The organism is Oceanospirillum sediminis, from assembly GCF_014164585.1.
Taxonomy (GTDB): Bacteria; Pseudomonadota; Gammaproteobacteria; order Pseudomonadales; family Halomonadaceae; genus Oceanospirillum; species Oceanospirillum sediminis.
In genome coordinates, this window is record NZ_JACJFM010000014.1 from 82,363 (window position 1) to 98,426 (window position 16,064).

Consider the following 16,064-nt stretch of genomic DNA (forward strand, 5'->3'; position numbering starts at 1 on the left):
ACATCCATCATTGTTATCTTTCAAACAGGGCCAGCAATTCCAGAGCCTGGTCAAACTCATAGCTCTCTACCAGCTCCATCAGGGTTACTCCATGCTGCATCAGGGTATCATTATCCTGAACCTGCTCCATCAGCTCTGGTACTTTATCCAGTACTTCAGCATCCCCCTCTTCAAGCATCACTCTGATTGCCTGAATCAGGTTTTTTATTTTCTCTGGGTCATTCGTTGATTGCATGGGCTGAATTGATTGCATGAATAGCCGCTCGTCTGGCGCTGTCGCTTTATACTGCCCATTATCAAAACCTTTTTCATTGATACACGTTATGACACTATTCACCGTAGCAGATAAAACCTCAGCCAGGGCAGTTAAATCATGATCTCCGGGCAGTTTATTATTAACCAGCATAAGTTCAACTATTTTTACATTCTCAGCGATAAGCGACATACCCAGGGTTGAAGAGGTCCCTTTCAGAGTATGTAACCAGCGCTTAAGATCCGACCATTCCCCTTGCGCCATATACTGTCTGGCAGGGGTAATTCCTTCAGAGTAATCATCACAAAACTGCTTCATCAGACGTATTAACAGTTCAGCATTGCCTGCGACAGAGCGCATCGCTATAGCCAGATCAACCCCCTCAACGGCACAAGGCAGAGAACTGCCTTTTTCGGCACCATTCTCCGACTCCAGTTCACCTGAAATCACCCTGGGTTCAATCCATTGTATGAGCTTTTCTTTCAACAGATCCGGGTCAATCGGTTTAGCAATATGGTCATTCATACCATGAGACATACACTGCACAATGTCTTCCTGCATAGCATGTGCTGTCATAGCAATAATGGGAGGTGTCTTAGGTAGTTGCATCTCATGAATCTGCAATGTCGCCTGCAAACCATCTAACTGTGGCATCTGAATATCCATCATAATCAGATCATATTGCTGCTGTTGCACCGCATTGACAGCATCTCTGCCATTATCGACCAGAGTCAGATCCAGACCATAAGGTTCCAGCAAACCAGTAATCACTTCCTGATTGATAAGATTATCTTCTGCAATCAGGATCTTAGCTCCCAGCAGGGCATTAATTTCATCGCCTTCACGGAACATATGACGGATGCTGCCGTTACCTGATCCTCTGACCCGGTTCTGTCTGATCAGACATTCCTGGATGCTATCGGCCAGATGAGAGCCTGATACGGGTTTCAATAATACAGCGTCAATAAATTCAGGATTAATTTTCTGTTGCAGATCCTCTCCACCATGCCCGGTTATCAGAATAATGGCGGGTTGTTGCGTTAACGAGGAATTATTACGTATGGACTGTGCAACCTGAAAACCGTCCATCACTGGCATTTGCCAGTCCACCAGTACAACATCAAAAGGCGCTTCCCCAACCAGCTCAGCATTAACCAGGCGGTTCAGCCCATCAGGAGAATTTGTTTCGCCAACTGCATCAATATTTATACTATTAAGCAATTCAACACAGGCTTCCACAGCCACTGATTCATCGTCGATAATCAGCACTCTGATGGTATCAAGCGCAGGTTTCTCTTCTTCAGGCAGATGGTGAATATCAGCCTTAATAGTGAAAAAGAATTCACTGCCTTTACCACTCTCAGAAAAGACATTGATCTGCCCCCCCATCAATTCAACCAGCTGTTTACAAATAGCTAATCCCAGACCAGTGCCGCCATACTGTCGTGTCGTGGAAGCATCTGCCTGAGAAAAAGCTTTAAACAAACGCTGCTGAGCTTCCTGGCTGAGCCCGATTCCTGAGTCCTGAACAGAAAAACGTAACTCCGCCTGATTACCAGTCTGGCGAAGCAATGAAGCAGAAATACGTATTTCACCGCTATCGGTGAACTTGATGGCATTATTGACCAGATTCAGTAGCACCTGGCCAAGACGCAGAGGGTCTCCTTCAAAATATGCAGGAAGTGCCCCGTCAATATCAAAAATAAGTGGCAGTGATTTTTCTTCTGCTTTAACACGAGCAACATCCGCCAGATTATTCAGTACGTTGTCCAGACGAAATGGGATACGTTCGACATCCATTTTGCCTGCTTCAATTTTGGAAAAATCCAGAATGTCGTTGATAATGGATAGCAAGTTCTGGGATGACAGCTGAATTTTATCAATATAGCTATTGACTCTGTCATCAACAGAGACTTGCTTTGCCAGGTGGCTCATACCAATAATGGCATTCATCGGCGTTCGAATTTCATGGCTCATATTCGCCAGGAAACTACTTTTTGCATCGCTGGCCTGCTTGGCTTTGTCCCTTTCGGCCAGCAATTCCTTTTCAATCAGCTTCTGATCGGATATATCGGTTCTGACAGAGACAATGGACACCATCCGCTTTTTATGGTCATAAATAGGTACGACGGTCGCATTAACCCAGTAAAGCTTACCAGACTTAGCTCTGTTACAGACTTCTCCATGCCAGACTTTATCAGATAAAGCGGATTGCCAGAGTTCACCAAAGAATCCCCCGGGATGTACTCCTGAGTTAATCACCTTATGAGTCTTACCTAGCAATTCCTCTGCAGAAAAACCCGAAATATCCTCAAACTTCTTATTCACATAGGTGATACGTCCTTTCGGATCAGTAATACTGACAATAGCGTGCTCATCCATTGCATCTTTAAACGCACGCAGCCGGATATTGGATACCTCCAGCCTGCGACGGAATACCCGCAGACGCCACAGAATAATAACAACAATAACAATCAACAATGATATTACAGCCAGCATTGCCCAGCGGCTGTCATTCTGATTCTTTCTGGCAATTCGTACCCAGCTCTCAAATCGATTCTCAAACTCTTCCAGTTCAAGGTATAGAGGCAAAGCCAGCAACACATCAGACGCATCCTGCATATCTTCTACAGTATCTCTCAGGCGCAGATGATGCAGCTTTACTGCGTTAAACACAGACTGCACCGCTCCGGGAGACATTTTCAGCCCGGCGTCCACTTTATCAAGGTAATTTTTTAGTTCAAAAGCCCCTGCAGCATCTGGCAAAGCCACATAGCGTAAATTATGGAAAAGAATGCCAGACAACAAAATTTTATACTCCTGCAGTGCCATAGCACTCAGCCCCGTTGCTTTCAGCTGCTCCTCTGCAGATACGAAGACTTGCCCGGTCTGGCTGACAAGCAAAGCGAAACTGGCCGTCATAGAAGAGATATCCAGTATAAGTTGCTGAAATGCCTGTTGCTGCCCTCTATACAGTTTCCATTGTTCCCTAACCTCAGGAATCTCTTTAATGATACTCCTGAGTTCATGATCAATTTCTTTTACACTGACCTCGTACTGATTAAACAGGTCGAGAAAGTTATCTCCGGGATTATCTCTATACCCTCTGCTCAGCAAAGCAACTTCCCTGCGCATAGCATTGATCAGCTCTTTCTGGTCATGAATACTTTCAAAAATCACATCCTGCCTGACATCAGAGGAAGGCTGCAAAAGATAAGCCATCAAGGGGAAAAGCAGAAATAATCCACTCAGGCTGATCCAGAGAATACTGTCTGTAATTCGCACCCAAAAGGCATTACTTTTGATCATTGAGAATCTGTCCTTCAAAATCTCTGAGTTCACTACTATGACTTCTCAGAAACATTGCAATTTTTTCCGCATCGTCCCGACTGACGATAACTCCATTATGCTTTTTACTCATACTCAGTATCGCTTCTGTCAGCGTCTCAGTATTTCCAGCATAAAAATAAGGGGGGGTTTTACTGGCATTACGTAATCTGGGGACGACGACCTCCCTGACCTGATTTCCATCCACTTTTTCTGCCTTCACATTACCTCCCAGATCTCTGCCACTGTGGCAGAAATGGCAACCTTTGCGGCGAAAAACCTGCATGCCTTCTGTCTCTTTATCTGAAAGCGAACCGGCTATACCGTCAAGATAATCGTCATATCGACTGGGTATGGGCTCTATTGAGTGAAGATACTGACTCAGCGCCTGATAAACACCACCAGCGCTTGAACGCCCATAAATCTGATTCGCCAGTTTTTTTAACTCAGGGTCGTTCCTTAAACTCAGATAAGTATCCAGTACAGAAAGTTGCTGATGGACTGACAGGCATAGCTTAATCGCATCTTCCAGACTAAAGTGCGTTCCCTGATGAAAATAGCTGATTTTTCTTTGCAAACTGAATAAAGCGGGCGTATTAACCCGTGCCAGTAGTTCATCATCACCTTCTGATAAAGGTTGACGATCTGCAAAATGATATTCTGGTCGATGGCAGGAACTGCAGGATGTTGCCCCGCTCTCTGAAAACATTGTATTAAAAAAAATCCTTTTCCCAAGTTCCAGCTCCAGTCGATTCCTTTCCGATATTTCTGTGCTGTGGGCAACAACCGGCAAAAAAACGAATAAAGCAACAAGAGTAGCAACACAAGAGTGAAACGACATATTCTTCCAGCCAGACAGATCTCTTTATTCTAAGAGTTTAATATTTAACTCTGTAGAAAACAGAACTTTCTACCCTTTATAGATTTATATGTAAAGCATAATTAAGAATTAAGATACATAAACGGTTAGCTACTGCACAAGACAGAAGCTAACGGCTTAACCGGTAAAATTATGTAACAACAGATAGAATTACAGCAATGAACTTCAGGCAGGCCGCTTCATACTGAAGTACTCTTTTGACGACGAGTAACGGCTCCCTCCCAGTTTTGCGATAAGCTCCCACTCATTCATATTCACACGCCCGTTCTGCCAAATCTCATCATCAATATGCACATTAACAACGTCACCCAGTACCAGGTTGCCTGCCAGAGGACCATCCCCTAAACGCTGAACACTATGCAAACGACACTCAAACCAGGCTTTGGCTTCCTTAACGGCGGCAGAAGGACCACTGTTAACCGGAATGGGCGTTACTCCGGACAATTCGAACTCATCCACTTCATCAGGCAGGTCTTCACTGGAGATGTTCATTGCTTCTGCCAGATTACGATCAACAATATTGACTACAAAATGTTCATTCGCTTTTAAGTTACGCAGTGTTTCTTTCTCTTCCCCCTTGCCATTTAACAGTACAGAAAAACTGATAATTGGCGGGTTAACACTGGCTACATTGAAGTAAGAAAAAGGTGCCAGGTTTTTCACCCCAGCCGGGCTGACCGTAGCGACCCAGGCAATAGGTCTTGGATAAACAGTGCACCCCAGCAGATTAATTGTTTCCAGAGGAGAAAGATCCTGAATATTAATATCCATATGAAGCCTCAGACGGTAATAAAAAAACAGCCGCGACAAAGCGCGGCTTAAGCAAGGTGAAATCGTTGTACAGAAGGATTAGCGGTGTTTGAAGTCAGGCTTTCTTTTTTCTACAAAGGCATTCATACCTTCTTTCTGATCTTCTGTTGCAAAAGTTGACGCAAAGGCACGACGCTCAAACCGGAGTCCTTCTTGCAGAGAAGACTCAAACGCGACATTAACGGCCTCTTTTGCCATATAAACAGCAGGACGGGACATTTTTGCAATCTTACCAGCCACTTTCAGAGCTTCAGCTTCCAGTTCTTCTGCTGGCAGAATTCGACTGACTAATCCAGCTCTCTCAGCTTCCTCTGCATCCATCATACGACCAGTCAGGCACATCTCCATCGCCTTAGCTTTACCCACTGCACGGGTCAGACGCTGAGTACCACCAGCTCCGGGAATAGTACCAATATTAATTTCAGGCTGACCAAATCTGGCCGTGTCTGCTGCCAGGATGAAATCACAGGCCATCGCCATTTCACAGCCACCTCCAAGAGCAAAACCTGAAACAGCAGCAATAATCGGTTTTCTGGCCGTATTCAGGCTATCCCAGCCATCACGACGATTATATGGAAAGTCAGCCAGGAACAGGTCTATAAAATCCTGACCTTCCATATCTTTAATATCCGCACCGGCAGCAAAGGCTTTTTCATTACCGGTAATCACCATAGCCCCCACTTCATCATCCGCCTGAAACGCTTCAATAGCCTGACCAACTTCAGATACCAGCGCCATAGATAAAGCATTCATAGCTTCGGGACGGTTCAGCTGAATCCAGCCAACTGCACCACGGGTTTCAACAAGAATATTCTGATATTCCACGGAACTCTCCAGGTCTTTTTATTCTGAGCACCTGAACTAAGCTTTCTCTGTAAAGCATTACGATGTACTGCTCCATGCGGAGAGAAAATATATCAATACTTGTGTTCAGGTATATTCCGGGCATTTTCCGCCCAGAACTTATTTAAGAAAAGCCTCTTCCAGCATGCAGTCTGTCTGTCAGAGGCGTTAATTCAGCTAAATTACTTTTCCTGTTTAATCTCATAAAGAGGTTTAACATCTGGTATTTCTATACGTTTTCGATCGGCTTCGACCTCAGTCAGAGCCTCGGTCAGTTCCATAGTCTGTAAACTTCTGACAGCCAGATTCTGATACTCTTCTGTGCCTTTTGTTTTCCAGGCAATCTCTTTATCAGACAGCTCCCGGATAACCTTAGCCGGTGTACCCGCCAACAGAGTTTTGTCCGGACATTCAAAGTCAGCTTTTACAAACGCACAGGCTGCAACAATGGCTGATTCTCCAACACGGGCATTATCCATAACCACTGCATTCATACCTACCAGTGCATTCTTACCAATATGGCAACCATGAAGCACAGCGCCATGCCCGATATGTCCATTTTCCTCAACGATGGTATCTGTCCCCGGAAAACCATGCATGACACAGGTGTCCTGCACGTTCGCCCCTTCTTTAATCACTAAACGACCGAAATCGCCTCTCAGACAAGCCCCCGGACCAATATAACAGCGAGGGCCAACAATAACGTCACCGATTAAAACAGCAGTGGGATGAACAAAAGCGGAAGGATCGACAACGGGAGTAATGCCATCAATACTGTAAACAGGCATACAACCTCTCCTGCTAACAGACTTGTCTGTTATGACATCCGGGAGAATTTACAGAACGCCTGATTCCCGTGGAAGCCACTACAGAAATGTCTTTTTGGGGATAATAAGCAGCAACCCTTATGGGTTGCTGCATAAAGCCACATTAAATGTGACGACGACTCTGAACAACGATAAAGCGACGAGTAACAAATGCACCGTCAGTCAGAGAAGCATTTGATGCAGGGTTACCACCTGTCGCATGGAAATCACTGAACGCAGCGGACTGGTTAACAAACACACCACCATCCAGATTCACAGACAGAGCAACACCTGCTTCCATTGCTACTTCTTCTGCCTTCTCCAGTACAGCATCATCCGTAGAGTAAACCCCCAGAGTAATCGCACCCTTCTCAGAAATAACATCCTGAGCCAGCTGCAGACTATGCTCTGTACTGTCAGTAGCAATCACAAAAGAGATAGGACCGAAACGCTCTTCGGAATATTTATCCTGCTCAGAAGCATCGACCTTCAGAATCATTGGCGTATGAATGCGGGCATTCGGGAACTGAGGATGCTCACGCTGCTCACTGGCCAGAACAACTTCACCCAGTGCTTCACATTCTTTAATACGCTCAGCGGTAGCACAGGACTGAATAGCCCCCAGCACCATGCAGGCACGATCATTGTCACTCAGGAATTTAGACGTCGCGATGGACAATGCCTGAGCCACATCATCAAAGCTCATCTCACCGTCAGCAGTTTTGATCCCATCACGAGGAATATAAATTGCCTGAGTCGTCGTACACATCTGCCCTGAGTACAGGCTCAGGGTAAATGCCAGGTTACGCGCTACGGCTTTGATATCGTTAACACTGTCAATGACTACCGTGTTAACACCCGCTTTCTCAGTAAAGACCTGAGCCTGCTTAGCATTCTCTTCCAGCCAGTTACCAAAGAAGTTAGACCCGGTGAAATCAATCAGTTTAATATCTTTATGAGTTGCCAGTTCTTTTGTTACCGGCGCATCAGCTGTATCTGTCACCATAGATACCAGGTATGGTGCAAAACCCGCTTCTTTCAGAACCTGTTGAGCAATTTTAATGGAGGCCGCAGCAGGCAGAACAGAAGCCGGGTGCGGCTTAACAATAACCGGGTTACCGGTCACCAGAGAAGCAAACAGACCAGGATAAGTATTCCAGGTAGGGAAAGTAGAACAGCCCACTACCAAAGCCACGCCACGAGGCACAACATGGAATTTCTTTTCCATAACCAGAGGGTCGTGCTTACCCTGAGGTTTAGTCCAGGTCGCTGTTTCAGGTACTTCTTTCATGGCACGGTAGGCATAAGCCACAGCTTCAAGGCCACGATCCTGAGCGTGTGGGCCACCCGCCTGAAACGCCATCATAAAGCCCTGGCCAGAAGTGTGCATCACACCGTTAGCAATCTCAAAGCTGTTTTTGTTCAGACGATCCAGAATTTCCAGACATACACCGGCACGTACATCAGGGCCGGCATCACGCCACGATTTCATTGCCGCTTTCATTTCAGGAATCAGGACATCAAAGTCCACCTTGGGGTAACGGACATTCATGTCGATACCATAAGGTGATTCCTCACCGGCTACTTCACCGGTAATACCAGGCATTTCCAGCTCGAAATAGTTATTCAGGCAAGCTTTAAAAGCTTCTTCGCCTTTTTGCGCAGCATCTTCACCGTAAACACGAGGGCTTGGATTCTCAGGATACGGAGACCAGTAATCACGGCTTTTAATGGCATTCAGGGCCTGGTCTAAAGTCGCCTGATGACGTTGAAAAAAATCATTCTGACTCATTTTTGCAGTCTCTCCTGGAGTTCAGGTATCGCATTGTTATTGTAAAATTACGATACCAGTGGTCATTCTTTGATAGCACCTGCAGCTATAGAGTGTACTCTGTTTCTGATAACTACACTCGTATTCGAATAGAACAAAACTGAAGTTTATCAAAACAGACAAACAGATCTGTGCCTTTCTTTGCCAGACAAGATACACGATATTTTACGATACCGAAAGTAGGCAATAAAATTTAACTCTTGTATCTCTTTGAGCGAATAAGGTAGGCTTAGCACCATAAAAAGAATAAACGCCATAAACACTTTCTCAGTGGCGACCGTGATAAAACTGCGGGAGAGGCTCAAATGACTGCACAACAAAGGCATGCTTTATTTAAAGCAGCCCTTAATAAAAAAGATATCCGTAGTATAGTTGCTGTCAGTCAATCTGCTCTGAATACAGCATTAATACAACAGCAGTGTAAAGTGTCTGCTGCAATCTCTCCTGCCCGCTCGCTTCTGGTTCAGTCTTTTCTTCAGATGGACTACAGACCTGAACAAAAGTATTTCGATATTCTCCAGCTATTAGCCGGACTATATGGCAGTCTTTTTCAGAAAAACGCTTGTTCAGGTACCTGTTAGTCTGCTGATGGCGATTATCTTTTTAACTGATACACCTGACCGGTAAAACGTTTACCACTAAACAATAACAGTTAATGTTGCCATTGATACTGCAAAGGGCACTGCCCGGAAAATAACACAATGACTTATCAGACAATTAATACGCAATCAGCTACGAAGGGCGTTCTGACCATCACCCTGAATCGTCCTGAAGCTTTTAATGCTCTGAACACACTGCTTTTAAGTGAAGTAGCTGATGTTCTTGAGCAGGCGGACAAAGACTCAGATATTGGCGCGGTAGTGATCACCGGTGGTCCGAAGGTATTTGCTGCAGGGGCTGACATTAAAGAGATGGCGGCTCTGGATGCCGTCGGCGTCATGAATGATGACCGACCAAAACACTGGCGTCGTATTTACCAGTTTTCCAAGCCTTTAATTGGTGCTGTAAATGGCTACGCACTGGGCGGAGGCTGCGAACTGGTGATGCATTGCGACATCGTTATTGCCGGTGACAGCGCACTTTTCGGGCAACCTGAGATCAATCTGGGCATTATTCCCGGAGCCGGTGGTACTCAACGCCTGATCAGAACGGTAGGTAAACCTCTGGCAATGAAGATGGTACTGAGCGGCGAAATGATTGATGCCCAGACAGCTCTGCAAGCCAATCTGGTTGCAGAGGTTGTTATTCCGGAGCGCACCATCGAACGCGCCCATGAGCTGGCAGCAAAAATTGCCAGTAAGCCCCCTATTGCCGTACGCCTGGCCAAAGAAGCCCTGCTTAAAGCATTTGAAACTGATCTGGAGTCAGGCCTCAATCTTGAGCGTAAAGCCTTCACTCTGCTGGCTGCCACCGAAGATCGCAATGAAGGCATTGCTGCCTTTATGGAAAAACGTAAACCTGAATTCAAAGGACGCTAAAACCATGTCTTTCAACAATATCGAATTTGTGATTGAGGATGGTGTAGCCATCCTGACCCTGAACCGCCCGGACAGCCTGAATAGTTTTAATGCGGAGATGCACTCCGAAGTGCGTGAAGCGCTGAAAGAGACTAAAAAGAACCCGGAAGTACGTGCTCTGGTTATTACGGGTAATGGTCGTGGTTTTTGTGCCGGTCAGGATCTGAGTGATCGTAACGTAGCACCTGGTGCAGAAGCGCCAAATCTGGGTGAATCTATTGAGAAAAACTACAATCCGATGATCCGCAGCATTCGTGCTCTGGAAATGCCGGTTATCTGCGCCGTGAATGGTGTTGCAGCGGGTGCTGGTGCCAATATTGCTCTGGCCTGTGACATTGTCTTTGCTGCCCGCTCCGCTAAATTTATTCAGGCATTCTGCAAAATTGGCCTGATTCCGGATTCCGGCGGCACCTGGACTCTGTCACACACCGTAGGTCAGGCTCGCGCTATGGCTCTGTCAATGCTGGGAGATCGTATCACTGCTGAGCAGGCAGAACAGTGGGGCATGATCTGGAAAGCGGTTGATGATGAAGCGGTTAAAGAAACAGCTATTGCAACGGCAAAACAGCTGGCCACTCAGCCAACGAAAGGTCTGGCCTTGATTAAGCGTGCTATTCAGGCTTCAGCGACCAACACTCTGGATGAGCAACTGGATCTGGAACGTGACCTGCAGACCATCGCAGGCCGCACTGAAGATTATCGTGAAGGTGTTGCTGCCTTTATGGAAAAACGTGAACCTTCCTTTAAAGGCCAGTAACAGGAGCGAGTTATGACACTAACGGTGAATGATACCGTTGCCGTAATTGGCGCCGGAACGATGGGTGCTGGTATTGCTCAGGTTGCAGCCAAATTCGGGCACACGGTGCTTCTGTATGACAAAATGGAAGGTGCTGCTCAGGCAGGTCTGGACCGTACAGCTAAAGGCCTGGAAAAACTGGTTGCTCGCGGCAAAATGAGCGAAGACGATAAAAACGCTCTGGTTGACCGTATTCAGCCAACAGAATCGTTAGCGGACCTGGCACCTGCCCGCCTGGTAGTCGAAGCGATAGTGGAAAACCTTGCGGTTAAACAGTCTGTGTTCTCAGAACTGGAAAAGCTGTGCAGCGAAGAGACCATTCTGGCAACAAACACCTCTTCTATCTCTGTCACAGCTATCGGTGCCGCCCTGAAACGACCACAGAATCTGGTTGGTATGCACTTCTTTAACCCGGCACCGATTATGAAGCTGGTGGAAGTAATTAAGGGTCTGGCAACCTCAGAAGAAGTCGCTCAGGACGTTTACAATCTGTCTGTGGCATGGGGCAAGCATGCGGTAATGGCCAAGTCTACACCTGGCTTTATCGTTAACCGTGTAGCACGCCCTTTCTACGCAGAAGGTCTGCGTGTACTGCAGGAAGGCGGTGCTGACGAAGCAACTATCGATGCTATCGCCCGTGAGTCTGGTCAGTTCCGCATGGGACCTTTTGAGCTGATGGATCTGATTGGTCACGATGTGAACTACGCCGTAACCTCTTCAGTATTTGATGCCTACTATGGCGATCAGCGCTTCCTGCCGTCTCTTATTCAGAAAGACCTTGTTGAAGCAGGTTTCCATGGCCGTAAAACCGGCCGGGGTTTCTACGACTACAGCGAAGGTGCTGAAAAACCAGTAGCCAGTACCTTGCCGCAACAGAACGCACCATCATCTGTCACCATAGAAGGTGATCTGGGTTGTGCCGAAGCACTGGTAGCCAGAATTGAAGCCGCAGGTATCAGTGTTCATCGTGCAGAGAACCATGACATTAAGGGTCGCATCTGCATCGGCAACCTGATTCTGGCCCTGACTGATGGTCGCATGGCCACTGAGCGCGCCGCCGATGAGCAACGTAGCGACCTGGTACTGTTTGATCTGGCTTTGAACTATAGTGCGGCTTCCCGCATTGCCCTGACTAAAGCGGATCAGACAACTGAAGAGTCTCTGAATCAGGCGGCAGGGCTGTTCCAGGCGCTGGGCATGTCGGTCTCTGTGATTGATGATGTTCCAGGCATGGTACTGATGCGTACTGTCGCTATGCTGGCTAACGAAGGCTCTGATGCGGTCAACCAGCAGGTCTGTGATGTAGCCGCCGTTGATATCGCGATGCAAAGTGGTGTGAACTATCCGAAAGGCCCTATGGCCTGGGCTGATCAGATTGGTCTGTCACACGTTCATACGGTATTGAGCCATCTGGTGAGCAGTTATGGTGAGGACCGCTATCGTCCTTCTCCTCTGCTGCGACGCAAAGTTTTTGCGCAGGATTCATTTCATAATGGTGCATCTCATGACTGATAAAAACACACAAAAACCGACTGAAATGCCCCCCGAAGAGCTGGCACAAGCCTGCGCCAAAGCTATGTATGCCCGTGATCATGCAGCCCTGATGCTGGAAATGAAGATTGAAGAAGTTCAGCCTGGCTGTGCAAAGCTGAGCATGGAGGTTCGTCAGGATATGTGTAACGGTCATGGTATCTGTCATGGAGGTATGATTTTCAGCCTGGCAGATACTGCCTTTGCTTATGCCTGTAACAGTTACAATCAGGTGACTGTTGCCGGAGGATGTAATATTGAATATATCGCTCCAGGCCAACTCGGCGACACACTGTATGCCGAAGCAAAAGAGGTCACAGTTCAGGGGCGCAACGGCATTTATGACGTGACTATCAGCAACCAGGATGGCAAAGCCATCGCTTTTTTCCGTGGTAAATCTCGCCAGATCAAGGGCGAAGTAATTCCATCAGAGGTTTAATAACATGACTGACGCTTATATCTGTGACGCAATCCGTACTCCCTTCGGCCGTTATGGCGGTGGGCTGTCCTCTGTACGAGCAGATGATCTGGGCGCCCTGCCTATTAAAGCCCTGATGGAGCGCAACCCACAGGTTGACTGGGCTTCCGTTGACGATGTGATCTATGGTAATGCAAACCAGGCCGGTGAAGATAACCGTAACGTCGCGCGTATGTCCTCGTTGTTGGCAGGCATTCCAACGGCTGTACCAGGCACCACGATCAACCGCTTGTGTGGCTCAGGAATGGATGCTATTGGTATGGCAGCCCGGGCAATTAAATCCGGTGAAACAGATCTGATGATTGCTGGTGGTTGCGAATCGATGTCACGGGCTCCTTTTGTAATGGGCAAAGCTGAATCTGCTTTCAGCCGTAATCCGAATGGAATGTATGATACCACCATCGGCTGGCGTTTTATCAACAAGAAAATGGAAGCTGAGTTTGGTGTAGATTCTATGCCAGAAACCGCTGAAAACGTTGCAGAAGATTTTAATATCTCTCGTGAAGATCAGGATCTGTTTGCATACCGCAGCCAACAGAAAACCGCTGCTGCAATGGAAGCTGGACTGTTTAAGGAAGAAATTTGCCCGGTTACTATTCCTCAGCGCAAAGGCGATGACCTCATCGTTGATACCGATGAGCACCCACGAGCATCGACCACACTGGAAGCACTGGCTAAACTGAAAGCGCCTTTTCGTGCAGGTGGTTCCGTCACAGCAGGTAATGCGTCTGGTGTAAATGATGGTGCCTGCGCACTGCTGATCGCTTCTAAAGAAGCAGCTGAAAAAAATGGTCTGACACCTAAAGCACGTATTGTTGCTATGGCAACTGCGGGTCTTGAGCCTCGCATTATGGGCTTTGGCCCTGCCCCTGCTTCCAGGAAGGTACTGGAAAAAGCAGGCCTGACACTGGATCAGATGGATGTAATTGAGCTGAATGAAGCATTTGCCTCTCAGGGACTGGCTGTCATGCGTGACCTGGGCCTGCCTGATGATGCGGCACATGTGAATCCGAATGGCGGCGCTATATCACTAGGCCATCCATTAGGTGCTTCTGGTGCTCGCCTGGTGACTACGGCTATGTATCAGCTACACAGAACCGGTGGTCGTTATGCGCTATGCACTATGTGCATTGGTGTAGGTCAGGGTATCGCCCTGATTATTGAGCGAGTATAAATTGCGCCTCAGGGAAGGGGCCACTCTTCTCTGTTTCTGACAATAAGAAAGATTAAACGTCCGAAGAAGACGTGTTCTGACAATAAGAGAGTAAAACAGGACAAAATTATTATGATGAACATGAAAGTTGATCCAAACGCACTTGACCCTATCGAAACGGCCAGTATTGATGAGATCCGTGCACTGCAGCTGAGCCGCATGAAGTTCAGTCTTAAACACGCTTACAACAACGTTGCAGCTTATCGCAATCTATGCGATGAGAAAGGTGTTCACCCTTCAGACCTGAAAACACTGGATGATCTGAAGCTATTCCCCTTTACAACGAAACAATACCTGCGCGACGCGTACCCGTTTGACTCTTTTGCCGTACCTATGAGCGAAGTGGTACGTATCCATGCCTCTTCCGGCACTACCGGTCAGCCAACCGTTGTGGGTTACACTCAGCATGATATTAACGTCTGGGCCGACGTGGTAGCCCGTTCTATCCGTGCCGCGGGTGGTCGTAGCACTGATAAGGTTCACGTATCCTATGGTTACGGCCTGTTTACCGGTGGTATGGGCGCCCACTACGGTGCAGAGCGTCTGGGCTGTGCGGTGATCCCTATGTCAGGTGGTCAGACTGAGAAACAAGTTCAGCTGATGCGTGATTTCGATCCGGACATCATTATGGTAACACCATCTTACATGCTGAACCTGATGGATGAGATGGAGCGTCAGGGTCTGAACCCACAGGAGATGGCGCTACGTATCGGTATCTTTGGTGCCGAGCCATGGACAGCTGAGATGCGTAAGAACATCGAAGGCCGCCTGGGCATCGATGCGGTAGATATCTATGGTCTGTCCGAAGTGATGGGACCTGGTGTAGCCCAGGAATGCGCAGAAACCAAAGATGGCCCAACCATCTGGGAAGATCACTTCTATCCAGAGATTATCGACCCGAATACCGGTGAAGTATTGCCTGATGGCGAATACGGTGAACTGGTATTTACCTCTCTGACCAAAGAAGCACTGCCGGTAATCCGTTACCGTACTCGTGATTTGACCCGTCTGTTACCAGGTACCGCGCGTCCAATGCGTCGTATTGATAAGATCACTGGTCGCTCTGATGATATGCTGATCATCCGTGGTGTTAACGTGTTCCCAACGCAGATCGAAGAACAGATTCTGAAGATCCCGGCGCTGGCACCTCACTATGAAATCGTAGTGACTAAAGATGGCAACATGGATAATGTACTGGTAAAAGTGGAAATGACTCCAGAAGCACAGGATGTTGACCAGGCTCCCATTATCAAAGAGCTTCAGCATCATATCAAATCTGTTGTAGGTATCAGCACACGGATTGATGTTGTACCTGTGGGCGGCCTTGCGCGCTCGGAAGGTAAAGCGAAACGCGTTAGTGACCTGCGCTAAGGTTAATACCTGATACTTGTCATACGTCTTCAAAAAGTCTGTACAAGGATCTTTCTGTGCCTAACGGCCACCAGGCTAATGGGCACAGAATAAAGTCTTTTCTATTCCACCTTTCAACGCCCTCCCGAATGTTTATTCACCATAACCTCTGATCAGAGATTCCGTTTTATATTATCCTGACGATGTATTCCTTCCCTGCTGGATATCAACAGATCAAATTGTCTCACTCATCCCACATCAGCACAGTTCAGACAAAAAAGCTCTGATATACCGGACAAAAATCAGAGAACTTCGGAATGTTTCAGTGTATTTTCTGTCGGAGAATGGCATATTCAATGCAAAAATAAACAGTAGTATTAACAGAGTTCTCCGAAAGCAGAATATCTATTACTATCACTTCGGACAATTC

13 protein-coding genes are annotated in these 16,064 nt (G+C 47.1%); 7 read left to right on the top strand and 6 right to left on the bottom strand.

Going from position 1 to position 16,064, the window contains the following annotated elements; translation table 11 throughout:
• Positions 1–13: 13 nt before the first annotated feature.
• The 6 genes from H4O21_RS12310 to paaN form a co-directional block, all read right to left on the bottom strand.
• Positions 14–3,562, bottom strand: coding sequence for a hybrid sensor histidine kinase/response regulator (locus tag H4O21_RS12310; RefSeq protein ID WP_182809166.1), 3,549 nt, complete (start codon positions 3,560–3,562; stop codon positions 14–16).
• Entirely contained in the window at positions 3,549–4,421 is an 873-nt protein-coding gene (locus H4O21_RS12315; RefSeq protein WP_182809167.1) for a cytochrome-c peroxidase, read from the bottom strand. Before H4O21_RS12315 ends, H4O21_RS12310 begins: the two co-directional genes overlap by 14 nt.
• A gap of 204 nt (positions 4,422–4,625) precedes the next feature.
• Positions 4,626–5,231: a flavin reductase family protein gene (locus H4O21_RS12320; RefSeq protein ID WP_182809168.1), complete on the bottom strand. Its 606-nt coding sequence runs from the start codon at positions 5,229–5,231 to the stop codon at positions 4,626–4,628.
• 78 nt (positions 5,232–5,309) lie between these two features.
• Positions 5,310–6,095 (bottom strand): enoyl-CoA hydratase, encoded by a 786-nt coding sequence (locus H4O21_RS12325; RefSeq protein ID WP_182809169.1) that lies wholly within the window; start codon positions 6,093–6,095, stop codon positions 5,310–5,312.
• 200 nt (positions 6,096–6,295) lie between these two features.
• A complete protein-coding gene (gene paaY, locus H4O21_RS12330) occupies positions 6,296–6,901 on the bottom strand; it encodes a phenylacetic acid degradation protein PaaY (protein WP_182809170.1) in 606 nt (201 codons plus the stop codon).
• A 142-nt stretch (positions 6,902–7,043) separates the two neighbouring features.
• Entirely contained in the window at positions 7,044–8,711 is a 1,668-nt protein-coding gene (gene paaN / locus H4O21_RS12335) for a phenylacetic acid degradation protein PaaN (RefSeq protein WP_182809171.1), read from the bottom strand.
• A 344-nt stretch (positions 8,712–9,055) separates the two neighbouring features.
• Here paaN and H4O21_RS12340 point away from each other — a divergent pair, with 344 nt between their 5' ends.
• The 7 genes from H4O21_RS12340 to paaK all read left to right on the top strand — a co-directional run bounded on the left by H4O21_RS12340 (position 9,056) and on the right by paaK (position 15,655).
• On the top strand, positions 9,056–9,331 hold the full coding sequence (locus H4O21_RS12340; protein WP_182809172.1) for a hypothetical protein: 276 nt from the start codon (positions 9,056–9,058) through the stop codon (positions 9,329–9,331).
• Positions 9,332–9,451: 120 nt separating this feature from the next.
• Complete coding sequence (paaF, locus tag H4O21_RS12345; RefSeq protein WP_182809173.1) at positions 9,452–10,228, top strand: 2,3-dehydroadipyl-CoA hydratase PaaF; 777 nt, start codon at positions 9,452–9,454, stop codon at positions 10,226–10,228.
• Between the two features lie 4 nt (positions 10,229–10,232).
• A complete protein-coding gene (paaG, locus tag H4O21_RS12350; protein ID WP_182809174.1) occupies positions 10,233–11,024 on the top strand; it encodes a 2-(1,2-epoxy-1,2-dihydrophenyl)acetyl-CoA isomerase PaaG in 792 nt (263 codons plus the stop codon).
• A 12-nt stretch (positions 11,025–11,036) separates the two neighbouring features.
• Complete coding sequence (gene paaH / locus H4O21_RS12355) at positions 11,037–12,575, top strand: 3-hydroxyacyl-CoA dehydrogenase PaaH (protein ID WP_182809175.1); 1,539 nt, start codon at positions 11,037–11,039, stop codon at positions 12,573–12,575.
• On the top strand, positions 12,568–13,032 hold the full coding sequence (paaI, locus tag H4O21_RS12360; RefSeq protein ID WP_182809176.1) for a hydroxyphenylacetyl-CoA thioesterase PaaI: 465 nt from the start codon (positions 12,568–12,570) through the stop codon (positions 13,030–13,032). Before paaH ends, paaI begins: the two co-directional genes overlap by 8 nt.
• A 4-nt stretch (positions 13,033–13,036) precedes the next feature.
• Complete coding sequence (gene pcaF, locus H4O21_RS12365; protein ID WP_182809177.1) at positions 13,037–14,245, top strand: 3-oxoadipyl-CoA thiolase; 1,209 nt, start codon at positions 13,037–13,039, stop codon at positions 14,243–14,245.
• 111 nt (positions 14,246–14,356) lie between these two features.
• Positions 14,357–15,655, top strand: a complete 1,299-nt coding sequence (gene paaK / locus H4O21_RS12370) for a phenylacetate--CoA ligase PaaK (protein WP_370463927.1) — start codon at positions 14,357–14,359, stop codon at positions 15,653–15,655.
• The last annotated feature ends 409 nt before the right edge of the window (positions 15,656–16,064 follow it).